General features: G+C 63.8%; 23 protein-coding genes. 7 read left to right on the top strand and 16 right to left on the bottom strand.

All coding sequences use genetic code 11. The features are described 5' to 3' along the window. Positions 1-105 precede the first annotated feature (105 nt). Positions 106-468 carry a hypothetical protein gene (locus NXS98_RS15600; protein ID WP_283845964.1) on the bottom strand — a complete coding sequence of 121 codons (363 nt, stop codon included), beginning with the start codon at positions 466-468 and terminating at the stop codon, positions 106-108. A gap of 234 nt (positions 469-702) precedes the next feature. On the opposite strand from NXS98_RS15600, the gene larA reads away from it, so the two are divergent. After that, on the top strand, positions 703-1,986 hold the full coding sequence (larA, locus tag NXS98_RS15595) for a nickel-dependent lactate racemase (RefSeq protein ID WP_283845963.1): 1,284 nt from the start codon (positions 703-705) through the stop codon (positions 1,984-1,986). 112 nt (positions 1,987-2,098) lie between these two features. Next, on the top strand, positions 2,099-3,493 hold the full coding sequence (gene mpl / locus NXS98_RS15590; protein ID WP_283845962.1) for a UDP-N-acetylmuramate:L-alanyl-gamma-D-glutamyl-meso-diaminopimelate ligase: 1,395 nt from the start codon (positions 2,099-2,101) through the stop codon (positions 3,491-3,493). 45 nt (positions 3,494-3,538) lie between these two features. Here mpl and NXS98_RS15585 read toward each other — a convergent pair whose 3' ends face one another. From NXS98_RS15585 to NXS98_RS15565, 5 genes are read right to left on the bottom strand one after another with little or no spacing between them, the layout of a single operon-like run. Beyond that, the gene (locus NXS98_RS15585; RefSeq protein ID WP_283845961.1) at positions 3,539-4,771 is read right to left on the bottom strand and encodes a KamA family radical SAM protein; all 1,233 of its coding nucleotides are present in this window, start codon (positions 4,769-4,771) and stop codon (positions 3,539-3,541) included. A gap of 33 nt (positions 4,772-4,804) precedes the next feature. After that, entirely contained in the window at positions 4,805-5,737 is a 933-nt protein-coding gene (locus tag NXS98_RS15580) for an EamA family transporter (RefSeq protein ID WP_283845960.1), read from the bottom strand. Between the two features lie 46 nt (positions 5,738-5,783). Then, positions 5,784-6,734 (bottom strand): acetyl-CoA carboxylase, carboxyltransferase subunit beta, encoded by a 951-nt coding sequence (gene accD / locus NXS98_RS15575; protein ID WP_283845958.1) that lies wholly within the window; start codon positions 6,732-6,734, stop codon positions 5,784-5,786. Between the two features lie 31 nt (positions 6,735-6,765). Beyond that, positions 6,766-7,500 (bottom strand): ComF family protein, encoded by a 735-nt coding sequence (locus NXS98_RS15570; protein ID WP_283845957.1) that lies wholly within the window; start codon positions 7,498-7,500, stop codon positions 6,766-6,768. Between the two features lie 9 nt (positions 7,501-7,509). Then, positions 7,510-8,433 carry a CPBP family intramembrane glutamic endopeptidase gene (locus tag NXS98_RS15565; RefSeq protein ID WP_283845956.1) on the bottom strand — a complete coding sequence of 308 codons (924 nt, stop codon included), beginning with the start codon at positions 8,431-8,433 and terminating at the stop codon, positions 7,510-7,512. Between the two features lie 123 nt (positions 8,434-8,556). Between NXS98_RS15565 and NXS98_RS15560 the strand changes: the two genes are divergently transcribed. From NXS98_RS15560 to NXS98_RS15550, 3 genes are all read left to right on the top strand, one after another. After that, a complete protein-coding gene (locus NXS98_RS15560; protein ID WP_283845955.1) occupies positions 8,557-9,477 on the top strand; it encodes a sugar phosphate isomerase/epimerase family protein in 921 nt (306 codons plus the stop codon). A gap of 79 nt (positions 9,478-9,556) precedes the next feature. Next, the gene (gene bcp / locus NXS98_RS15555) at positions 9,557-10,108 is read left to right on the top strand and encodes a thioredoxin-dependent thiol peroxidase (protein WP_283845954.1); all 552 of its coding nucleotides are present in this window, start codon (positions 9,557-9,559) and stop codon (positions 10,106-10,108) included. 55 nt (positions 10,109-10,163) lie between these two features. After that, positions 10,164-10,643: a redoxin domain-containing protein gene (locus NXS98_RS15550; protein WP_283845953.1), complete on the top strand. Its 480-nt coding sequence runs from the start codon at positions 10,164-10,166 to the stop codon at positions 10,641-10,643. A 165-nt stretch (positions 10,644-10,808) separates the two neighbouring features. On the opposite strand, the gene def is transcribed toward NXS98_RS15550, so the two are convergent. The 4 genes from def to NXS98_RS15530 all read right to left on the bottom strand — a co-directional run bounded on the left by def (position 10,809) and on the right by NXS98_RS15530 (position 14,763). Continuing rightward, positions 10,809-11,384 (bottom strand): peptide deformylase, encoded by a 576-nt coding sequence (gene def / locus NXS98_RS15545; RefSeq protein WP_283845951.1) that lies wholly within the window; start codon positions 11,382-11,384, stop codon positions 10,809-10,811. Between the two features lie 7 nt (positions 11,385-11,391). Beyond that, a complete protein-coding gene (locus tag NXS98_RS15540; RefSeq protein ID WP_283845950.1) occupies positions 11,392-12,525 on the bottom strand; it encodes a carbohydrate kinase family protein in 1,134 nt (377 codons plus the stop codon). 41 nt (positions 12,526-12,566) lie between these two features. Next, the gene (locus tag NXS98_RS15535; protein WP_283845949.1) at positions 12,567-13,514 is read right to left on the bottom strand and encodes a ParB/RepB/Spo0J family partition protein; all 948 of its coding nucleotides are present in this window, start codon (positions 13,512-13,514) and stop codon (positions 12,567-12,569) included. A 172-nt stretch (positions 13,515-13,686) separates the two neighbouring features. Further along, complete coding sequence (locus NXS98_RS15530) at positions 13,687-14,763, bottom strand: hypothetical protein (protein ID WP_283845948.1); 1,077 nt, start codon at positions 14,761-14,763, stop codon at positions 13,687-13,689. Between the two features lie 114 nt (positions 14,764-14,877). On the opposite strand from NXS98_RS15530, the gene NXS98_RS15525 reads away from it, so the two are divergent. After that, the gene (locus NXS98_RS15525) at positions 14,878-16,443 is read left to right on the top strand and encodes a tetratricopeptide repeat protein (RefSeq protein ID WP_283845947.1); all 1,566 of its coding nucleotides are present in this window, start codon (positions 14,878-14,880) and stop codon (positions 16,441-16,443) included. Positions 16,444-16,494: 51 nt separating this feature from the next. On the opposite strand, the gene NXS98_RS15520 is transcribed toward NXS98_RS15525, so the two are convergent. From NXS98_RS15520 to NXS98_RS15505, 4 genes are all read right to left on the bottom strand, one after another. Continuing rightward, positions 16,495-17,316: a CHAD domain-containing protein gene (locus NXS98_RS15520; protein WP_283845946.1), complete on the bottom strand. Its 822-nt coding sequence runs from the start codon at positions 17,314-17,316 to the stop codon at positions 16,495-16,497. A 118-nt stretch (positions 17,317-17,434) separates the two neighbouring features. Further along, positions 17,435-18,598, bottom strand: a complete 1,164-nt coding sequence (gene hemW / locus NXS98_RS15515; protein WP_283845945.1) for a radical SAM family heme chaperone HemW — start codon at positions 18,596-18,598, stop codon at positions 17,435-17,437. A gap of 70 nt (positions 18,599-18,668) precedes the next feature. Continuing rightward, positions 18,669-18,887: a cold-shock protein gene (locus NXS98_RS15510; RefSeq protein ID WP_283845943.1), complete on the bottom strand. Its 219-nt coding sequence runs from the start codon at positions 18,885-18,887 to the stop codon at positions 18,669-18,671. A gap of 164 nt (positions 18,888-19,051) precedes the next feature. Further along, positions 19,052-19,462 carry a rhodanese-like domain-containing protein gene (locus tag NXS98_RS15505; RefSeq protein WP_283845942.1) on the bottom strand — a complete coding sequence of 137 codons (411 nt, stop codon included), beginning with the start codon at positions 19,460-19,462 and terminating at the stop codon, positions 19,052-19,054. 205 nt (positions 19,463-19,667) lie between these two features. On the opposite strand from NXS98_RS15505, the gene NXS98_RS15500 reads away from it, so the two are divergent. Next, positions 19,668-20,063 carry a DUF3568 family protein gene (locus NXS98_RS15500; protein WP_283845941.1) on the top strand — a complete coding sequence of 132 codons (396 nt, stop codon included), beginning with the start codon at positions 19,668-19,670 and terminating at the stop codon, positions 20,061-20,063. Here the strand turns inward: NXS98_RS15500 and NXS98_RS15495 are convergent. Together NXS98_RS15495 and NXS98_RS15490 are read right to left on the bottom strand one after the other, a co-directional pair. Continuing rightward, positions 20,056-21,189, bottom strand: a complete 1,134-nt coding sequence (locus NXS98_RS15495) for an ATP-binding response regulator (protein WP_283845940.1) — start codon at positions 21,187-21,189, stop codon at positions 20,056-20,058. The two genes, NXS98_RS15500 and NXS98_RS15495, sit on opposite strands and share 8 nt — an antisense overlap. Positions 21,190-21,196: 7 nt before the next feature. Then, a complete protein-coding gene (locus tag NXS98_RS15490; protein WP_283845939.1) occupies positions 21,197-22,969 on the bottom strand; it encodes an ATP-binding response regulator in 1,773 nt (590 codons plus the stop codon). Between the last annotated feature and the right edge of the window lie 134 nt (positions 22,970-23,103).

Here is a 23,103-nt window from a genome sequence, read left to right as displayed (position 1 = left end):
CATCCCGGATAACCCAGCAGCGGCGCCCGCGTCCCGCCCCGCCTGCAACTCGAATCCCGCCACTGGATGCCTGCCCTTCACCTGCAACCTTGCCTCCGCCCTCGCTTATGGTTTGGGGACAATGGAAATCTCGCCATTGGCCGGGTTGTATTTGAACTGCATTCCGGCGGGCGGTGGCGGCAACACCCCCAGATATTTCTCACTCACCAGCTCCTGCAAATCGCGCGGGTAACGGTCTTCCTGCGCGTAAAACAACTGAATGGCCTGCCGTAAAGCGGCCAGGTCCACGGTTTTCTCGCTCACGCGCTTGGCCTGCGCCGCCGCGCCCAGATAATCCACCGGCGCGGTGATGGGATTGCCGCCGCTGGCGGCATTGGTGGCCGGAGCCTTCTGGTCGCTGCTCTTTTTCTCACATCCTGCCGCGCCAAACAGCACCACGACGGCCAGACCCGTCATCAACGTTTTCATGCGCCAAGCATACGCCACCGGCCACCATCCGCCAACCCTGTTTTAGCTCCCACCTCTGCCAACGGCACGCAGGCCACCGGGAAAGTCAGACGCCCCGGCCACGCCACGAGCGGCCCGGCCTTTGTCCCATCGCCCCGCCCTGCCGCCGCCCCCGCACCAGGGCCAGGTTTCACATACATGGATTTCGGCTGGCCGCCTCGCTCCCGGCAGGGTACTAATTTACCGTACTTCATCATGCAGGTTAAATTGGCATACGGACGTCAGGGCTTGACGGCGGAATTCCCCGATGACGCCACCACGGTCATCGAGCCGCGGGAAGCCCCCGGGCTTCCTGACGAACGACAAGCCCTGCTGGATGCGCTGGAACATCCCATCAGCGCCCGTCCCTTGCGCGAATGGCTGCGACCGGGCGCGCGAGTGTGCATCACTTTCACGGACCTCACACGCGCCACTCCCAACGAGCGGCTCATCCCGTGGTTGTTGGAATACCTGACCCAGTGGGTCCCCCCTGAACGCATCACCCTGCTTAATTCCCTGGGCACTCACCGTCCCAACACCCCCGCCGAGCTGCAGCAGATGCTTGGCCCGGAAATCGTGCGGCGCTACCGCGTGGAACACAACGACCCCGAAAACGAAGCCGCCCATGTCCCGGTGGGCGCCCTGGCCGATGGCACGCCAGTGCTGTTGAGCCGGCACCTTATGGAGGCGGAAGTGCGCATCGTCACCGGTTTCATTGAACCGCACTTCTTTGCCGGTTTCAGCGGCGGTCCCAAGGGCCTGGTGCCCGGAATCGCCCACCAGCGCACGGTCTTTAGCAATCACGGCCCGCGCAACCTCAGCCATGCCCACGCCACCTTCGGCATCACCCGCGGCAACCCCCTCTGGGAGGAGTTGCTCCGCGCCGCCCGGCTGGCGGAGCCGGTCTTCCTCTGCAACGTCACTCTAAACACCCGCCGCCAGATTACCGGCGTCTTTGCCGGCGACCTGGAGCTGGCCCACCACGCGGGCACCGAGTTTGTGCGGCGCGAGAGCATGTGCCCCGTGGAAAAGCCCTTTGAGGTGGTCGTCACCACCAACAGCGGCTATCCGCTGGACTTGAATTTGTACCAGGGTGTCAAGGGCATGGCCGCTGCGGCGCGCACGGTGCGTCCGGGCGGCTGCATCATCCTGGCTTGTGAATGTTCTGACGGCGTGCCAGCCGGCAGCGCCTACGAACGCTGGCTGCGGGGGGCGCGGTCCCCCGCCGAACTGCTGGCGCAACTTGCCACCAACCCCACCGTGCAGCCGGACCAGTGGCAGGTGCAGATTCAGGCCCAAATCCAGCAGCGCGCTGAAGTGCTGCTGCACAGTTCACTCCCACCAGATACCGTGCGCGCCTGCCTTCTGACTCCCTGCGAGGACATCGCCGCCGCCGTCCGGGAACGCCTGCGCGCCGCCGGACCAGGAGCTCGGGTGGCCGTGCTGCCCCACGGCCCGCTGACCATCCCCTACCTCACCGGCCCCGGCCCTGCCGTTTGAGCTTCCGCGCGCATCCGGTATTCCCACCCCCGCCGGGGAGGTGGTTTTTGCCGCTGTGACTGGCTGCATTTTTCACTTGGGCAATCGCGCTGCTTTTCGCCATGATACCGCCATGTTCACGGCAGTTAAATCCGTTCACTTTGTCGGCATTTGCGGCACGGCGATGGCCTCCGCCGCCGCCGCGCTCATGGAAAAAGGCGTCAAGGTCACCGGCTCCGATGCGAATGTGTATCCGCCGATGTCCACCTTTCTGGCGCAAAAGGGCATTGAGGTCATGCTGGGTTATGGCGAGCAGAACCTGGCGCACAAACCGGATTTGGTGGTCATCGGCAACGCCATCTCCCGCGGCAACCCCGAGGCCGAGGCGGTGCTGGAAAAACGCCTGCGCTATTGCTCGCTGCCCGAGCTGCTCAAGTATTTCTTCATCCAGGGCCGGCGGTCGCTGGTCATCACCGGCACGCATGGCAAAACCACCACCACCTCGCTGCTGGCGTGGGTATTCGAGCACAACGGCCTCAACCCCAGCTTCCTCATCGGCGGCATCCCCAACAACTTCAACCAGGGCGCCCGCTTCACCGACAGCGAATGGTTCATCATCGAAGGCGATGAATACGACACCGCCTTCTTCGACAAGCGCAGCAAGTTCATGCACTACCTGCCGGAAGTGGCGGTCATCAACAACCTCGAGTTTGACCACGCGGACATTTTTGAAAACCTCGCCGCCATCCAGACCGCTTTTCGCCGCTTCATCAATTTAATCCCGCGCAACGGCCTGCTGCTGGCGAACAACGAGGATGCCAATCTCGCGCCGCTGTTGCAAAACCTGCCCTGCCCGCTCAAGCGTTTTGGCCTGGGCGCCGATGCCGCCCTGCAGGCGTTCAACCTGCGCTTCGGCCCCACCGCCTGCGAATTTGAGATTCCCAGCTTCAAATTCCATCTCAACCTGGTGGGTGAATACAATGTCCGCAATGCTCTGGCCGTCATTGGCGTGGCCAAGCATTGTGGGCTGAGCAACAAACAAATCCAGGCGGCCTTCGACACCTTCAAGGGCGTGCGCCGCCGCCTGGAAGTGCGCGGGATTGCCGGCGGCGTGACGGTGGTGGACGATTTCGGCCATCATCCCACCGCCATCCGGGAGACACTCAAGGCGTTGAAAATCAAGTATCCGCAGCAACGCATCTGGGCCGTGTTTGAACCCCGCTCCAATACCACCCGGCGCAATGTTTTCCAGACGGAGCTGCCCCTGGCCTTTGCGGACGCCGACGCCGTGGTCATCGCGGAGGTAGCGCGCCTGGAGCAGGTGCCGCCGCACGAGCGCCTGAATCCCAAACAGCTCATGGATGACCTGGTGGCCCTGGGCAAACCCGCCGCCTATCTGCCGGACGTGGATACCATCGTCCAGCACCTCGTGAAAAACGCGGAACCGGGCGATGTCGTCTGCATCTTCAGCAACGGCGGCTTTGGCGGCATCCACGGCAAACTGCTGGACCAGCTCCAGCGGCGGTGAAAAAAGGCGGCGCCGCCCCCCGCCCGCGGCCCGTGACCCAGGCCCTTAGGCCGGTTTATGCCTCGGACTGGCGCAACAGGGCGCCGGCAGGGCTTCCGCAATCTCCGGGTATTCAAACACCTTCCCCTCGTAGTTGCGGATGACCACCCGCTCGTGATTGTGGCTGAGAATGTATTCCGGGTTGATGGGCACCTTGCCTCCGCCCCCGGGCGCGTCTATCACATACTGCGGCACCGCATAACCGGTGGTGAAGCCCCGCAGTTGATTCATGATTTCCAGCCCGCGCCGGACGCTCGTGCGCAAATGCGCCGAGCCGGCAATCAAATCGCACTGGTACAGGTAATACGGCCGTACACGGCACATGAGCAGTTTGTGCAGCAGCGCCTTCATCACCGGCACACTGTCGTTGACCCCGCGCAGAAGCACCGACTGGTTGCCCAGCGGGATGCCCGCGTCCGCCAGCCGCTCCAGCGCGGCGCGCGCCTCCAGCGTCAGCTCCCGCGGATGGTTGGTGTGGATGCTCATGAACAGCGGATGGAATTGCCGCAGCATTGCGCACAGTTCCGGCGTGATGCGCTGGGGCAGGAAAATGGGGATGCGCGTGCCAATCCGCAGGAATTCCACATGAGGAATGGCGCGCAGCCGGCTCAGGAGCGCCTCCAGCTTTTCATCGCTGAGCAGCAGCGGGTCGCCGCCGCTGAGGAGGACGTCGCGCACTTCCGGGTGTTGCCGGATGTATTCAATTTGCCGGTCGTATTCGGGATGAAAATCGTAGCCGGTGGCGTTGCTGACCAGCCGCGAGCGGGTGCAGTAACGGCAGTAGGCCGCGCAACGGTCCGTCACCAAAAACAGGACGCGGTCGGGATACCGATGCACCAGGCCGGGCACCGGGGAGTGGGCGTCCTCGCCGCAGGGGTCCGCCATTTCCCAGGCGGCCGTGTGCGTTTCCTCCAGCCGCGGAATCACCTGGCGGCGGATGGGGCAGTTTTCGTCCCCCGGGTCAATCAGGTTGAAAAAGTAGGGCGTAATCGCCATGGCCAGCTTGGTGTTGGCCAGTTGCACGCCGGCGCGCTCTTCCGGGGTCAGCGTGGGCAGCAGCAGCTCGAGCTGGCGCAGCGTGGTGATGCGATGCTTGAGCTGCCAGCGAAAATCGTTCCATTCCTGGTCAGGAACATCGCGCCAGAAACCGCGGCCAGCGGACGTGAAAGCCTTCAATGACAACCAGTTTGCGGCCGCGCCGGTACTGCCGGAGTCGTCCGCCTCATTTGACCTAGACATGGCAAGTGAATAATAGAACGGGCCGCCCGAGTGTCAAGTTGGCTGGCTGCGCCACCAGGCCATCAAGGCCACCCCCGCCACGGCCACCACCCCCCCCGCCAGGGAGCGGCGGCTCACCTTCTCGCCTTCCAGCCAGACTGCCAGCGGGATGATGACCACCGGCATGGTGGCCACAATGGGCAGCACAATGCCCGAAGGCGTGGTCTTCAAGGCCCATTGAAAGCAACCCACCCCCAAAAACGGGCCGGTCAGGGCATTCAACACCACCCAGCCCCAACTGCCCTGCCATTTGTTGCGCCACTGAGTGAAGCCAGCCCCCGCCGGCTCGTCCCACCGCCCCCACAGATGCTGGCGCTTGACCACCAGCAACGCCACCGCCGCCACCAGCATACCCCCCAGGCTGCGCTGAAAGGCTGCGCTCAGACCATCCACCGACTCCCCGGCGGCCGCCGCCACCGCAAACGCCCGCCGGCTGATGACGGCGCCCATCCCCTGTCCCAGTGCCGCCAGAACGCCGCTGGCCAGTCCAATCCAGAAAACCCGGCGCGGCAGGTGCAGCCGCTCGCCGGGCGCCAGCGCCAGCGCCACGCCCCCCAGAATCAGACTGCTCAGCGCCATTTCCGTCCACGTCAACCGCGTGCCCATCCATGCCCACTCCGCCACTGCGGCCATGGGTGCCGCCAGACAATGCACCAACAGACTGGTCAACCGGGAACCCAGCCGCGGCAGGGCCTGAAAGAGGGCCACATCCCCCACCCCAAACCCCACCAGCCCACTGACCCAGAACAGCGCAAACGCCGCGCCCCCCGGCCCGGTGCCCGCGCTGTAGGCCCAGAGGCCAAGGAAAAAACATGCCAGGCTCAACCGCCAGAAGTTGGCCTCCGTGCCCCCCATCAGCCGCGCCGAGCGCGTGGCGGCAATGGCGGAAAAACAAAAAAGCAGGGTGGCGAGGCTGGCGGCCAACATGACCCAAGGGGAAAAGGAAAACCGTCCCGGCGGCGGCTCCCCCGGCTCAACCCAGGGCAGCCAGCCGGCGCTGGCCCTCGGCGAAGAAATCCAAATAGTAAATCAGGCGGGATTTCATTTCAGGCCGCGGGATGATGGCGTCAATCAAACCATGCTCCAGCAGGAATTCCGCGGTTTGAAAGCCCGGCGGCAGCTCGGCCTGCGTGGTGTCGCGGATGACCCGCGGGCCGGCGAAGCCAATCATGGCGCCCGGCTCCGCGAGAATCAAATCCCCGAGGCTGGCATAACTGGCCATCACCCCCGCGTAAGTGGGATGCGTCAGCACGCTGATGTACGGCAGCCGGTTTTTCGCGTGATAGGCCAGCGCGCCGCTGGTTTTGGCCATCTGCATCAGGCTGAACATGCCTTCATACATGCGCGCGCCGCCGCTGGTGGAGATGATGATAAGCGGCAGTCCGCGGTCGGTGGCCGTCTCAATGAGGCGGGTCAGTTTCTCCCCCACCACCGCGCCCATCGAGCCGCCCAGAAAATTGAAATCCATCACCCCCAGGGCCACCCGGTGCGGCCCAATCATGCCCACGCCGGTGACCACCGCCTCCTTGAGGACGCCGTCCTTCATATTGGCCGCCAGCTTGGAGGTGTAAGAGGAAACGCCGGTGAATTTGAGCACATCCACGCTGGTCATGTCCGCGTCCATCTCCTCAAAGGAGCAGGTTTCCACCAGGGAATGGATGCGCTCCCGGGCGCCAATGGGGAAGTGGTGCTGGCATTTGGGGCAAACCTTTAGATTATTGTCCAGCTCCTTGTCATAAATCATGTTGGAGCACTTGGGACACTTGGTCCAAAGACCCTCCGGAATATCCTTCTTGCGGGCGCGGCCGGTGCCCAGCTTGGGCTTGCGGATGAAGGTGGTTTCGCTGCTGGGCGCCAGGGGCGTCACGGCGGGCGCCACCGCTTCAGCCAGCGCCGGGTTTTTAATAATGGTGGTGGTGGCCATACTGCTCTGTTTGGATTTGGTCACAACTGCCTCATCTGCCCCGCGCCAGTGTCCAGGCACACACGGCCTCCGCGCCGGCCTGACGCAACGCGGTCGCCGCCGCGTTGAGCGTGGCGCCGGTGGTCATGACATCATCCACCAGCACCAGCCGCGCGCCCGCCAGACGCTCCCCGCGCGCCGCCACAAAGGCCCCGCGCAGGTTGGCCGCCCGCTCGGCGCGGGACAGCCGCGTTTGGGAAACCGTATGTTTGACCCGTTTCAAGACTTGGGTGTTCAACGGCAATCCGGTGGCCTGGCTTAGAGGCCCGGCCAGCCGTGCTGCCTGGTTAAATCCGCGTTCGCGTTCTTTGACCGGATGCAACGGCACCGGCACCAGGGCGTGCCAGTCTCCTGCCCGCAAGGCCGGGCCCGCTGCCGCCGTCAGCCACTCGGCCAACCGCCTTTCCAGCCAGAAAGCCTGCTGATATTTCCATTGATGAATGGCCTCGCGCACCGGCCCTTCAAAGACCATGACGGACCGCGCGTAATCATAAGCGGGCGGCGTTTCCCGGCAATCCCCACAGATAAACTCACCCGTGATGCTGCCCGCAAACGTCTGCCCGCAAACGTCACACCAGGGAGACCCCATGCGCTGGGCCTGGGCTGTGCAGCCGCGGCACAGGTACCCCTCATCCGGGGTGGCGCGTGCGCGGAGGCACACCTGACAAACCTCAGGGTAAAAAAAACTGAGGAGGGCATCAAGCGCACTTTTTACGAAAGCCGACATTAAACGGGGTCAGTCCTCATTGTTTTTAGAAATTGCCATGCCCGCAGTCCACGCCCTCTCGAGCACGCGCACCGCCCATATACCCACCAAAATCAGCACGGGCATGGCAACCCACCCATCCAGTAATTTCGCGCTCCCCCAAACCCACGTCGAGCTGTCCGGCGGGATGCGCGTGAAAAAACCGCCGGTTTTCAACCAGAATATCCAACCCGCATGCAAGCCCACCGAAGCATACAAGCTGCCGCTGCGCTCATACAGCCACGCCAGAATGGCCCCGGCCAGCGCCAGGTTGATGAAACCGGGCAGCAGTTGCTGTACATCCAAAAAACCCGCAAACAACTGGGGCAACGCCCGCAGGCCGGAGTCCCAGGCCACCGCCTCCTGCCACTGCACGCGGCCAAAAAAATGCACCAGGGCAAAAAGCGCGCTGCTGGCCATCAGGGCGGTGCGCCAGCCGTACGCCCGCCGCAACGCGCCGTAAATGGCCCCCCGAAACAACGTTTCCTCCAGCACGCTGACCACCACGGCGGCGGAAAGCGCATTGAAAAGATGGCGCGCAATCTGGGCAGCCGTCCGCTCGGCATCCCAGCTCCGCCCCCCCAAAGCCAGCCCAAGGCCAAGGGCCACCGCCAGGCTGGCGAAACCGGCGATCAATCCCCACGCCAGGTTTTTTCCCTGACCGCGGGGGGAGGTCCATCCCAAATCACGCCAGTTGCGGATGTGAAAAGCCCGCGCCAGCGGCCAGATGCCCACCAGCGCCAGCACCAGAAAGCAACGGGTGAGATAACGGGAAAAGGGTTGCTGGCTGAGTTTATGAAAAAAGCCGGAATCCGCCGCCAGCGCCTGCGCCATGCCATGCACCCACGGGGCCAGCAAGGCCCCGCCCACAATCACCCCGCCTAAATAGAGCGCCAGGGCACGGAGCGGACGCATGCGGCCAAGTCTAAACGGCAAGGCCAAGGTGCCAAGTGTTTTCAGCGGCAGGCCAGCCGACCCTCCTGCCCCGGCCCCATAATCCGGCTTTTCCTCGCCGCCGGACGGGCGTAGGATGGTGGCATGAAAACATTTCCTGCAACGGGTCTCAACCGCCGTGAATTTTTGGGTCTGACCGCCACCGCCGCCGCCGCTTTAAGCCTGCCGTCCGCCGCCGGCCTGGGCGCAGCGGAACCGGCCCGGCCGCGCCGGCCCATCCTGGTATTTTCCAAAGCCTTTCAACAACTGAGTCCGCAGGCCACCGCGGATTTGGTGGCGGAGGTGGGCTGGGACGGCATTGAGTGTCCCATCCGCAAGGGCGGGCAGGTTCTGCCGGAGCGGGTGGAGGAAGATTTGCCGAAGCTGGTGGAGGCCTTGGGCCAGCGCGGCAAACAGATTTACATCGCCACCACCGATGTCGGAGAGGTGAATCCGCTGAATGAAAAAGTGCTGCGCGCCTTGAGCCGGGCGGGCATCCGCCATTTTCGGATGACGCATTTCCGCTATGATTTGCGGCAGCCCATTGCGGAGCAGTTGGCGCGGTTGAAACCGCGGTTTCAGGAAGTGGCGGCCCTGAGCCGGGAGCTGGGGCTGCGGGCCGGTTACCAGAATCATTCCGGCAGCGGTTATGTCGGGGGGCCGCTGTGGGATTTGCATCTCCTGATGGAGGGCACGGACCCGCAGGTGATGGGCGTGCACTTTGACATCGGCCATGCCACGGTGGAGGGCGGCTCCTCCTGGCCGTTGGAGGTCAAGCTGCTGGAGTCCCGTTTCCACGCGGTGTATGTGAAGGATTTTTACTGGGAAAAGGCGAACAACCAATGGCGCCAGCGGTGGTGTCCCCTGGGGGAGGGCATGATCCCCCGCGCCTTTTTCCAGCAGTTGAAAACCAGCGCGTTTGCCGGGCCCATCTCGATGCATTTTGAGTATCCGATGGGCAACGAGCAGGAAACGCTGCGGCAATACAAGGACTCCCTGGCGCGATTGAAGGAGTGGCTGGCGTAGGCCTTCCGGAGGGCTGGTCCCGGCCCCGGGGCCGCCAGCGAGGGAGGGCAGTTGCGCTTGGACGCAGCCGCGCTATGTTGTGGGCCACGACGGCGGCGGGCCGGAATTAATCATGGGCAAAGCAAAATCTCAGTCGGCAGCAGTCACAGTGGGCAGCGCGGCGCCTGACTTCACGGCGCCTGACCAGCATGGCCACCAGCTCAGCCTGTCCCAGTTTCGCGGACAGGTGGTGGTGTTGTATTTCTACCCCAAAGACGACACACCCGGCTGCACCAAGGAAGCCTGCGGCTTCCGGGACCAGCACGAGGCCTTGCAACAAGCCGGCGCCGTGGTGCTGGGGGTGAGCACGGATTCGCCGGCCAGCCATCAGAAATTTGCGCGCAAGTACAACCTGCCATTCTCGCTGCTGGCCGATGAAGGGCGCCATCTCGTCAAGGCATACGGCGTCTGGGGCAAAAAAAAGTTCATGGGCCGCGAATACGAAGGAACGCATCGCGTCACTTTTCTCATTGGCCCCGACGGCGTGGTGCGCCAGGTGTGGCAGGACGTGAAACCCGCCGAGCACGCGGCCGAGGTGCTGGCCGCGGTGCAACAGCTCCAGGCCGAATCCCGGCCTGCCCGCGCGGGATGAGACTTTTCGTGAAACACTGAAACCCAAAACTCCAACCTCAAACGCAAACTGAATTATGGCAATACCTGTTGGTTCCAAAGCGCCGGACTTCACCTTGAAGACCAAAACCGCCGCCGGCCTGGCGGACGTGACCCTGAGCAAAAACTTTGGCGTGAAAAACACCGTGCTGTTGTTCTTTCCGCTGGCTTTCACCGGCGTGTGCACGCAGGAGATGTGCGACATCACCGCCGGCTTGAACGCTTACCAGAGCCTGAACGCCGACGTCATCGCCGTCAGCGTGGACAGCCCCTTCGCGCAGGAGGCCTGGGCGCAAAAGGAGAAAATCGGCATCACCCTGGCCAGCGATTTGAACAAGAAAACCGCCGAGGCCTACGGCGTGTTGCTGCCGGACCTGATCGGCCTGGGGTCGGTCTCCGCGCGGGCCGCCTTTGTGATTGATAAAAACGGCATCGTGCAATACAGCGAGCAGACGCCCACGGTGAAAGACCTGCCCAACTTCGCGGCCATCAAGGCGGTCCTGGAAAAACTGAAGTAAGCCCGCCGCGGAAAATACGGACGTGCCTCCTGAACCACCCTCTCCCGTTCCGGGAGGGGGATTTTTTTTGGAGGGGCTCCACGGAGCAGGGCGCGTCCCTCGGACAGCAATCAAGGACGGCCCGCAGGCCCGCCCTGCAGGCAAGCGGACCCTGCGGGAGAGGATTTACTTTTTCTTGCGGGCCAGGGCTGCCTGCGTCTCGAAACGCATTTGCTCCAGTTCCGGCCGCAGCCGCTCGCGGGTTTCGGCGTTCATGCGGTCAATGAACAGGATGCCATTGAGGTGGTCCACCTCATGCTGAATGGCGCGGGAGAGCAAACCACCGCAGCGGAATTTGACGGGGCGGCCTTCGCGGTCCAGCGCCTCCACTTCCACCAGGCCAGGGCGGGTGATGTCCCCGTAAATCTCCGGAAAACTCAGGCAGCCCTCCGGGCCGGTCTCCGGCGGTCCCAGGGGGGTGACCACCGGGTTGATGAGCACCATGGGCATGTGCGCGGCCAAATCCGCCGGCTGGCCGTTGATTTCGAGGGAAGAAGGCCGGTCGGTGGCCTCGCGGACATCCACCACGGTGAGCTGCAGGGCGTGCCCCACCTGTTGCGCGGCGAGGCCCACGCCCTGATACTCGTACATGGTTTCGAGCATGTCCTCAATCAACCGCCGGATTTCCGGGGTGATGTGCTCGATGCGCGCCCCTTTCTGGCGCAGCACCGGATGACCATATTGGACGACTTCTAAAATCATGGCCCGCTCAGGACGCCGGCCACTGGCGCATCAAGTTCACCAGGTCGCTCACCGCCGGGCTTTTCGCCGTGCGCACGTAAAAACCGCTGGTGGCCACACCGCAGCACAGGCTGGCGGCGTTGTCCAGTCCCAGCAGCTTGCCGAGGCAGAAGCCGGAATTAAAGTGGTCGCCCGCGCCGGTGGTGATGAACGGCTTTTCTGTGTACGGCCCTTTCACCATCGCCACCTCACCCCGACTGCAGGCCAGAGCATAGGCCGTGGGGTGAATGAGGACGGTATCCACCGGCACTTTGCAGTTGATGTCCAGGGCCAGCGCGGCCAGCCCTTCGGGCGTGTGCGCCTGGGTGGACAACCCCAGCACCCGGGCCACTTCAAAAGCTTCTTTTTCGTTCAATCCCAGGATGACGCTGAAGTATTGGTTGAACCGGCCAATCAATTCCATGGCGCGGGCAATGTCGGTCTTGGAGCGTTTCTCCGGATCGCACAAATCAAAGAACATGGTGCGGCGCGGGCCTTTGACGTCCGGGCACAGCTCCTGGAGGATGGCCGTCCAAATGTCGCTCATGTACGGCAGCATGGTCCAGTTCACGAAACCCACCAGCGACGCATGGTGGAAGCGGTGGGCAAATTTATCCTTGCCATACCGCGCCGTGAGATTGGCCCAGTTGACCTCGGCAAGCTGGGTCAGCTTCCCAAACATGAGCTTGCCGTCGTCGAACTCCAGGGCATCGGTGTAGCCCGGCTCGCCGATGGTGACCACTTCCGCCCGCTGGGCAAACTCCTTGAAGACCGGATGCAATTCCGGCCAGCCCAAAGCGCCCACATAAGAAACTTGAATGCCGAAGGCGGCCAGGGCGTTGGCCATGATGGGACCGTTGCCGCCCAGCTTGGTCATGATGCGGACCAGCTCGACATTGGTGCTGCGGCCGGCGGCGGCGATGATGCGCTCGCCCAACTGAGCCATGCGGTGCATGCGGTCAAACTTCTCCGCATTCTCCCGCTTGTCCACCACATGAATAATCTGGTCCACAAATCCATCCAGCCCCACAAAGGCGGACAACTGCGGCACTTGGGCGGCGGCGGCTTCCAAACGACTGGCGCAGGCGCTGCGAAAATCCTGTGAATCCAACATCAAGCTCATGACATTTATAATAAGTTGAGTTTATCACTTAAAGGCCGGTATTACTCCAGTTTTATGCCGCTAATGTCAAGTATTCGTTCCAGTTCGGCGTCACTGTAGAAACGAATCTCAATGGCGCCCTTCCCCTTGCGGTACCGCAGGGTAACCCGGGTGCCAAACCGCTGCTGCAGGCGCTGCTCCAAATCCACAATGTGCACATCCCGCGCCGGCGCCGTGGCCGCGGGCGCGGCGCTGCCCCTGGGGGGGGCGGGCTGCGATTGCCACAAGGCGGCCAATTCCTCCAGTTGCCGCACGCTCAAGCTTTCTTTGAGGGTTTTTTCGGCAGCCAGCCGTTGTTGTTCCGGGGACAGCAGGCTGAGCAGCACCTTGGCGTGGCCCACAGTCAACCGGCCCTCCTTGAGCCAGGTCTGAATCTCCGGCGGCAGCTTGAGCAGGCGAATGGCGTTGGCCACCGAGGCCCGGCTGCGGCCCACCTTGGCGGCGGCCTCCTCCTGGGTGAGCTGGAATTGATTAATCAGCTCCGCGTAACCCAGCGCTTCTTCCATCGGGTTGAGGTTTTCGCGCTGAAGGTTCTCGACAAGCATCATCTCCAGCGCCGTCCGGTCATCCACCTGCTTGACCACCACCGGCACCGTGGTCAACCCGGCCAGCAGGGCCGCGCGATGCCGCCGCTCGCCCGCGATGAGCTGGTAACCCTCGCCGCGTTCGCGCACAATCAGCGGCTGGATGATGCCCTGGGCCTTGATGGAATCCGCCAGCTCCCGCAGGGACTCCTCCGGGAAATCCTTGCGCGGCTGCAGGGGGCAGGGATGAATCCGCTGCACCGGCACCTGCAACACCCGCTCGCGCGCATCTGCCGCGGCAGCCGCAGGAGCAGCAGGCACAGGGGGCACGGCGCCGGGCAGGCTGCCGCCGGGCGGCGACGGCTTGGCCGCCGGGCTGCTCTTGCCCAGCAACGCATCCAATCCACGGCCCAATACAGGTTTCATCGCTCAAGGAGAGTGTCCAACCTGGCCAAAAAAGGCAAAAGTTTTGTGCGGCAGCGCGTGTTAAATCCCCCCGGGCCAGGTCACCATGCCCCATCCCTGCCCTTTTCCCAGCCTCCCTCCCCCAACCGCCTCCGGCCAACCGGGTCTGTTTTCTCTTCGGCCCCCCTGCCGGTCAAGGCGCCACGGGCAGGTTCAAGCGTTGAATGTGAATGCGCGATAAATCGGCCACGCCCAAGTCCAGCAGGGCCGCGTTGATAAAAAGTTCGTTCTGAATTTTGCGGGGCGCGCTTTTGGCGGCTTCGCGCAGGCGTTGCAGGCGGTCACGGCCGAGCACATCGAGGGCCACCGGGTCGCGGCTGAACCACAGCTCATTCAGGACGGCCGAGTAGTGCAGCAGGCCCCGTTGCTGGCCTTCATACTGGGCAATCAGGGCATCCGTGACGCAAAAAACCAGGCGGTCCGAGAAACATTCCATCGCCACAATTTCCGGCACCGCCTCCATCAACTGCGCCGTGCTGGTCTCGAAGCGTTGCACGTTGTCCACGCCCCCCAGGGCCAGGCTGTACAAATGGCCGGTAATTTCCACCTGGTTGTGATTCAGCAACGGCGTGACGACAATGTGCCGCTGAATTTGCTCCGTGATGAGCCGGGCCACGTGGGAGCGTCGCCCCACGCCCGGCTCCTGCCGGCCGAATTCCAGGTCCCCATACACCAGATTCCCCAGCACGGGCCGTTCGTAAGCCTGCTGCGCATCGTAACCGCGGTCGCTGACCGCCTCCACGCGCACGCCCAACGTGGCCGACAGCTCGGAGAAGCCGGCGCGCAACAGGGCTTCACGGCTTTTGTCCCAAACGATGAGGTTTTGCGGGGTCCAGCCGGCTTGAATCAAACTCCGCGCCAGCGCCGCCACCACTTCCGGGCGGGTGCCGCTGAGGCGGCCGGGAAGGGCATACACTTTGATGCCCACCACCGTTTGCGTGGGCATGAGGCTGTGCCAGGCGCGGGCCATATCCGGCTGGCCGGTCCATTGGCGCAGGCCCTCCTCCATCATGCGCTGCACTATTTCGGGCTGGGGCTGCAAATGCCGCGTGGCCGCAGGGTGATGCACCATCACCACGCGGGCTGGCGCGGGCGCCGAGGTGGCGGCCCAAGCCATCCCGTGGGTCCACAACCCCGCCGCGACCACGGCCAGTCCCACGCCCGTTTTCCACCGCGCGCCCCGGCGCTGGTTGGCAACTTTTCCATCCATATTCAGTCCACCTGGGAGCGCCGCTCTGGCGCTGCCCGTTGCCGCGTCCCTCGCGGCCCGGTTTTATTGGGCCGGGTTTCTTGACACACGGCGGGGCGGATGGTACCACCAGCGATGATGGTCACCACCAAAAAACGGGGTGAAAAAAACGGCACCCCCTGGTTGGGATGGGTGCTGGCGCTGGCGTTGACGGCCGGTTGCTCGCCCCCGGGTGTGAAAGACTTGTTGGAAGGCGACCGTCTCCTGCGCGAGGGGCAATACCATGAGGCCATCAAACCCCTCCAGAAAGCCACCGCGTTGATGCCCCATCATGCCCTGGCGTGGAATCACCTGGGATTTGCCCAACACCATGCCGGCCTGCCCGATGGCGCCGAGACCGCGTATCGCAAGGCGCTGACGCTCAATCCCAGCCTCGCCGCCGCGCGCTGGAATCTGGGTTGCTTGTGCCTCGAATTGGGCCGCCCGGCGGACGCCGCGCAGCATTTTGGCAGCGTGGCCTTGCTGGACACCAAAAACCCCGACTATCAATTGATGCACGCCATCGCGCTCGTGCGGGCGGGCAAGGCCGATGAAGCCGAGCGCCTGTTCAAAAATCTCCTCGCCGCCCGGGGCGCCCAAATCGAGGCCATGAACGGCCTGGCCATCGCGCAGTGGATGCGCAACCGTCCGCAGGAAGCGGCGGCCACCCTGCAAAATGTGCTGCAAATCGCGCCGCAACACCGCCCGGCCACGCTCAATCTGGCCATCCTCAATCATGCGCATCTGGGCAACAAACCGCTGGCCTTGAAACTCTACCAGCGTTATCTCAGCTTCACCCCGGAGCCGCCCTTCCGCGCGCAGGTGGCCCAGGTGGCGGCCCGGTTGGAGGCGGAATTGCAGGTGCCGTCCTTCCCTGCCCCGGCAATGACCAATGCGGCGACGCCGCCCCTGCCGCCCGCCGTCACCAGTGCGCCTCCGGCGGTGGTCCTGCCTCCGCCCGCGCCGCGCACCAACGTCATGGCCGCAGCCACCAATGCCGCGCCTCCCGCAGCTCAATCGCGCACCAACCGCCCGGCGCCAGTGGAACCCCCGGCGGTCTCGGGGCGCGCCGCCACGGCCGCACCTCAAGCGCAAGTCCTGACGCCGTCCCCCGCCAGTGAGACCGCGGCACCCCCGCCGCCGGGCGCGGCGCGGCGGTACACCTACCTGCGCCCGCCCAAACCGCAGGCGGGAGACCGCGCGCAGGCCATGACGCATTATCAGGCGGGCGAAGCGGCCCGTGCCGCCCAGCGCTGGGGCGAAGCCCAAAAACATTATGAGGCGGCTATCAAGGCGGACCCGTCATTTTACGAGGCCCATGCCATGCTGGGCCGCGTAGCCCTGGAAAACCGGGATTGGCCGCGAGCCTTGTCGGCGTACGAGCAGGCGCTGGTGATTCAACCGGAAGCCGCCGGCACGCGATTCAACTTTGCGCTGGCCTTGCATCAGGCGGGTTTTGCGGCCGATGCCGTGGCGGAGTTTGAACGGTTTTACGAAGCCCAGCCGCAGGAAACCAACGGCCGCATGTTTGTGGCCAACATCTATTTGCAGGAATTACACGACGTGCCCAAAGCCCGCGCCCACTACCAGCGTCTGCTGGAATTGCAACCCAATCATCCCCAGGCGGCGGCGCTGCGCGAATGGCTCCGGCAGCATCCCTGAAGCCGGAGCCGCGGGCAGCTTGGCATGGGCCCGCCGGGAGCAGAGTGCGAATCAGCTTTTGTCGCCGGTTTCCAGCGCGCGCAGGGCGCGGCTCTTTTGGAAGGCGCCCAGCTCTTTCTGGGCTTGCGCCAGCCAATTGCGCCGCTGCTGCTCCAACTGGCGCAGCAGGGCGGCGGCCTCGGGTTTTTGCGCCAGCGGCTTCAGCGTGTGCATGGCGGCCACGCAATTCTGGGCATTGCCCAGCAGCTCCTGGAGTTGCAGCAGCTTTTTCAACAGTTTGTCCCGCTTGCATTCCTTGGGCGCCAGCACCATTTCGCGCAGGTAACGGATGCGCCGCAGGTCGCGCCGCAGCTCATGCCAATGCTCGGTATCCTGCGTGTCCAGCGGCGTGTTGAACTGCAGAATCTCCTGGCGGTCCTCGGCCAGCGTGCGGTGAAACCGGCGCGCCAGTTTTTTGGCGATGCGGGAGGCGCCGCCCTTTTCGTCCTGCACTTCGCAGGGCACTTTGGCCAGACGTTTCAACTTCCGGCGGGCGGACTGCCACAACCGGGCGCGGCGCGCCTGCAACCATGGCGCAACGGCCGCCTGTCCCGGCTGGCCGGCCAGCCACTCCAGGGTCACATCCACATCCCGCACCGGCCCCAGTGCCGTGGAAACCTGCTGGCTCCACTTGCGAAAGGCGGCCACCCGCTCCTTGCCCAGCCAGCGGTTGCCCAGGCGCAGGCCCACCCGCAGGCGGCGCAGCACGACCCGCAGGCGGTGGATGGACTCCACCTCGCCGGTGCGCCGGCAAGTCTGCCATTCCTTCTCCAGTTCCTCGCGCCAGCCCAGTAAATGCCTGCGCCAGTATTTGTAAATCCGTTCTGATTTCATATCCCTGCCCCTTCCACCCATGTCCCTGAACAGGACAAGAATAAGGCCACCCAGGGCCGGCCGTTAAGGCGGCGAATGTGACATTTCCGTGACACCCGGCGCAGTCGGCGGCCAGGTCTCAGCGCAGGAAACGCTCGGCTGCGGCATCGGCAAAACGCAATCCCAGCGGCGTGAGACGAAAACCGCCGGCCTCCACCAGACCGTGGCCGCATTGCACCAGGAAGGCCATGTCCTCCGCCCATTCCTGGCGCAAATCAAAACCCGTGGCCGCCTGGAACTCGGCAAATTCCCAGCCTACATTCATGCGCAGGCCGAAACCGGCAATTTCCCCGGCGCGCTGCAAGGGGCTGAGCACATCGCGGGATTCGATGGCGCGCCGCCCCTTTTCCAATTGCTCGCAATACAGCGTGGTGTTGCTCCAGTTTTTGGTCCGCACGCCGTCCACGAATTCCGCCGCGCTGGGGCCCAGGCCCAGGAAGGCGCCGCCGCGCCAGTAGTTCACGTTGTGCCGGCAGGCATAATGCGGCAGGCGGCCGCAGGCGCCCGGCAGGTCGCGGGCAAAATTGGAAACTTCATACTGCCGCCAACCGCCCCGCGCGGCGGCCTCGCAGAGTTCCTGATACATGGCGTCGGCCAGCTCTTCATCCACCGCAAAGGCGCCGGCGCGCATCTGCGCGTAGAGCGGTGTGTCTTCCTCGTAGGTGACTTCGTAGCAACTCAAATGCTCGCTGCCCAGGGCGGCCACCTCGCGCAAGGTGTCGCGCCACACGTCCAGCGTCTGGCCCGGGATGGCAAACATCAAGTCCACATTCAGATTGTCAAAACCGGCGCGGCGCAGCAAATCATACGACTTGAACACCATCTGCCGGCTGTGCACGCGCCCCAGCCGGTCCAGCAAATCCTCATCCAGTGACTGCACCCCCAGGGAAAGGCGATTCACGCCCAAATCGCGCCAGAGGCGGGCCTTGTCCGGCGACACCGTGGCGGGATTGCATTCGATGGTCCACTCCGCCGCGCCCAGCAGATGGAGCCGTTCCAGACAGCGGCCCATTTGCTCCCACTGCTTGAGCGTCAGGAGTGACGGAGTGCCCCCCCCAAAGAAAATGGTCTCGGGCCGCAGCCGCCCGGCCACCAGCTCCAGCTCGCGCTGCAGCGCCGCCACGTACCGATTCACCTCCTCGCCCGTGCCCGCCGCAGAGTAAAAAGCGCAATACTCACACTTGCGCGCGCAAAAAGGCACGTGCACATACAAATGCCGCACGCAATGACCTGATTCGTTCATTCGCGCAGGCAATGTATCCGGCGGCTGGCAGAGCGCCAGCGGGAAAAAACTGTGGCAACCGGGGAACGGCTCAGGCTTGCGAGCGCGGCGGCTGCCGCTGCACGTTGATGGCTTTGGGTCCCTTCTCGCCGGGGACCAGCTCGAAGCTCACCACCTCGCCGGCCATCAGCTCCTTGTAACCCTGGCCCAGGATGGCGGTGTGATGCACGAAAATGTCCGGCCCATTCTCGTTCTCGATGAAGCCATACCCCTTGATGCTGTTAAACCATTTGACTTTGCCGCTGGCCATAACACTCACTGCTGGCGGCCATTTTTCCTCACGCCCTGGCTCGGTACTGCCACTTGCCACCCCAGGAGCAAAAAGCACAAGCCCAAGGCGCTAGAGATTTGTTTGGCCGATTCCGCCAGCATGTTGCCAACACGTCCGCCAGGTGTCAAGCGGCTCCGCGGGCCTTATTTCTCCAACGGCAGCCCCGCCGCCTGCCAGGCCAGCAGGCCGCGCTCCAGATTGAAAACTTGCGCAAAGCCCAGCGCCTGCATTTTTTGGCACGCCCGGGCGCTGCGCACGCCGGAAGCGCAATACACCAGATACACCGCCTTGCGGTCCAGCCGCCCCAGCTGCTCCTCAAAATCCGGAGTGGAAATATCCAAATGCATCGCTCCCTGAATGCGTCCGGTTTTCACCTCCCGCGCCGTGCGGACATCCAGAATCACCACCCCCGGCTCCTGGGCGCGCCGGGCAAACTCGCGGGCCGCCAGCGTGGGCACGGCATCCGCTCCCGCCGCCGCTGGCAGGAAGCAGGTCAGCAGGCACAGCCCGGTAAGCAAAACCAAAACCAATTTCCACATGCGCCATTGTTTCATGAGCCGTGCTTAAGTTACCGGGAAATCAGGCTTGGGCAAGTGCGGACCGCCGGGCTGACCACCCGCGCTTGGCCCCTTGCAGCCCGGAGCAGGGCTGGCGGATGAATCCAAGAGGCTGGGGCAATTGGCTTGGGGTTGGCGACACCCTACCAATTGCGGCGATTGGGACTTGACGCCACAACCGATTGTGGTTTTATGTTGTGCTATGATGAAATTGCATAGTTGGGTCATCGGTCTGCTTTGTGGTTTGTTGCTGGCGGGAGCCACCGGTTGCGTCAAGACGGTGGACGGACGCACCAAGGCTGCCGTGCCCTTTGGACGGGACAAGATTGAAGGGCGTTACGAGCGGACAGTGGCGCAGGTGTTTGAGGCTTCCAAAAGCGTGCTGGCGCGTTTAGGCACGTTGAACAGTGAGGATACAATCAACAAAACGCTGGTGGCCAAGGTGGACACGCGCAATGTCTGGGTGAAAGTGCGCGAGGTGGACACCCGCATTACCAGCGTCACCGTTCAAGTGCGCACGCGTGGCGGCGCGGCCGACATCGAGCTGGCGGCGCAGATTGAGAAGGAAATTGCGCTGGCGCTGGTGAACGTCAAGTAGCCTTGACCCCATTCCCCGCCGTTTCCGAGGGTTTTTCCGGCAGGATAAACCAGAAGGTGCTGCCTTTGCCCACATCACTTTCCACACCGATGGAGCCGTGGTGGGCTTCCACGGCCAATTTGCAGAAGGCCAGTCCCAGCCCCACCCCCAAGCTGCGCTGCTCAGTGCGGGCCTGGCTGAACTTCTCAAAGATTCTCTTGTGCTGCTCCCGGGGAATGCCCGGGCCGTTGTCGGTGACGGAGACTTTGACAGCTTGCGGCAGCGCCTCGAAATGCACCTGAATGAGGCCGTCGTCGCCGGTGTATTTGATGGCGTTGCCCACGAGATTGGCCACCACCCGGCGGGTCAAATCAATGTCGCACACGACGGTGATGGGCGGTTCCGGGCGTTGCACATCAATGGTGCGGCTGCCCAGCAGGGCTTCCAGCGGCTGAATGGCGGCGCGCGCCAGGTCATACATGTTGCACGGGTTCATCCGCAACGGCATCTGGCCGGCCTCCAGGCGGCTGATGTCCAGCAGGGAGATGACCATGTCCAGCAGCAGATTGGTGTTGCGCTCCACCTTGTTGAGAAAGTTGGCTTCGCGCTCGTCGAGCTTGTTCTTGGCGGAGGCCTTGAGCAACTGGGCAAAGCCCAGCACGCTGCCCAGCGAGGAGCGCATGTCATGCACAATCATGTGGGTCAGGTTGTCACGCAGAGCCTCCAGTTCCTTAAGCTGCTCAAAACTCTGCTGGAGCTGGTCATAAAGTTTTCGCGTGTAGATGGCGTTGCGCACCCGCAAACGCAAATCCTGGGCGTCAATCGGCTTGGTCAGATAATCATTGGCGCCGGCCTCGATGCCTTTGAGCCGTTCCTTGCGCTCCGTCAGCGCGGTGACCAGCAAAACCGGTATCGCGGCGGTGGCCGGGTCCGCTTTGAGCCGGCGGCAGACCTCGTAGCCGTCCATTTCCGGCATCATGACGTCCAGCAGAATAACATCCGGACGTTCGGCAAGCGCCTTGGCCTGCCCCTCGGCGCCGCTGGAGGCAAAAATCAATTCATGCCCCTCGTTCTTAAGAAGCGCCTCCATGGTGGCGCAGACGTACGAGTCATCATCCACAATCAACACTTTTCCATTCAACGGCATAAACGCATCAGGATTCTCCCACCATGACACCCCCCGCCGCCGGGCGGCGGTCCGCCGGCAGCGCGCTCACCACCGCCTGCACCAGCGCCGCTGGACACAAGGGACGCTCCAAAAAGGCGGCCGCCCCCGCCTCCAGACAGCGCGCGCGGTCTGCAGGCAAAACCAGCGAGGACACCGCCACCATGCCCAGCCCGCGCAGGCGGGGGTTGGCCTGAATGTGTTTCATCAAGGCCCACCCATTCATGCCAGCGAGCTGCAAGTCCACCACCAGCGCATCGGGCTTTTCCTCCGCGGCGCGCTCCAGCGCCTCCGCCCCCTGGCGGGCCACCCACACCGTGGCGCCGGCGTCAGCCAGGATTTTCTGCGCGACGGCCAACGAGCGCTCATGGTCATCCACCAATAAAACCGACACCCCATCCAGCCGGGCGTTCTCGAACGGATGGCCGCCAGCCGTGGCGGGAGGCGGCGCCCACGGCAGGCGCACCGTAAAGGTGCTGCCCTGGCCGGGCGTGCTGGTCACGCTGACACTCCCGCCGTGCAGGTCCGTCAGCCGATACACCAGGGACAAGCCCAGACCGGTGCCGGAGAACTGGCGGGCCAGGCCGTCATGCAATTGCACAAAGGGCTGGAAGAGCCGCTCCATGTTCTCCGGCGCAATGCCGATGCCGGAATCGCGCACCACGAGGGCCACCGCATGCCGCTCCGGCTCGGCAATGGTTTCCAGCACGATTTTACCGCGCTCAGGAGTAAATTTGACGGCGTTGGTCAGCAGGTTGACCAGCACTTGTTTCAGGATGTTTTCGTCCGCCTCCAGCATGGGCACACGAGGATCGCAGACCACCTCAAAGCTCATGTGCTTCTGCCGGACGGGCTGAATGACAAAATGCATGCAATCCTGGCACAGGGCCTGGAGCGCCACCACCTCCGGATGCACCTCCAGGCGGCCGGCCCCAGCCTTGGAAAGCGTCAGGATGTCGGTCATCATGGCAAGCAACTGGCGGCCGGCCTTTTCAATCATCTGCAAATAACTGAGCTGGTCCTCATTGACCGGCCCCATCACGCCTTCCTGCAGGGCCTGAGCCATGCCTAAAACCGTGTTCAAGGGCGTGCGCAATTCGTGGCTCATGTTGGCCAGAAATTGGTCGCTCAACCGGGCTGCGCGGGACAGCTCGGCATTGGCCAGGCCGCACGCGGCGGTAACCTGGGCCAGCCGCTCATTGAGCGCTTCCTGAAGCTGCTGCAGGGCGCGCACCTGGCACCAGGACTGCCATCCCTGCGCCGCCAGCGCCGCCAGCGCCTGGGCGGTTGGCAAGGCGGCCGGCGCCAGCTCCCCTTCCGTGCTGCCAGCCACTAACACCGCCAGGGGCCGCGAATCGGCATGGCGCCACAAAATGACCAGCGCGGATTTCCAGGAGCGTCCCATCCAGGGGGCCATATCGGCCCACGGCACCGCGCCCCCCGCGCCCGGCGCCAATACGCTCACCCACCAACGCCAGGGACCACGGGGCGCGGGCCATTTTTCGATTTCACTCAGGGGCCAGTCGCCCGGCGCAGCGCCAGCCTCGGGAGAGGGTTGCGCGCTGGCGAGAGTTAAATAGGTGGCCGTGGGAGCCGCGCGCTCATAAAGTCGCACCGCGGAAACGCCGGGCAGGCCGCCAAAAGCGCGCACCACGGCCGCGCCATACGACGCGGCGGAGGAAGCGCCCACCATCGCCAGAAACTCCCCGGCGGCTTTGAGCAAAAAGTCCTGGCACCCGCCTTGCAGTGCAGGTGGTCGCAAAACCTCAGAACCGTGTTGTGTCTCGGACATCAATCACGCGCCTGCTCCAAACGCCAGCCAAGCCTTCCTCTGGGAGGCTTTCTGAGTCAGGCAATGGTCATTTACCTTAAATCCGGCCATCTGGCCAGACCAAA

The sequence above is a fragment of the Fontisphaera persica genome, assembly GCF_024832785.1.
Lineage (GTDB): Bacteria > Verrucomicrobiota > Verrucomicrobiia > Limisphaerales > Fontisphaeraceae > Fontisphaera > Fontisphaera persica.
This window is presented reverse-complemented; position numbering and strand designations above follow the sequence as displayed.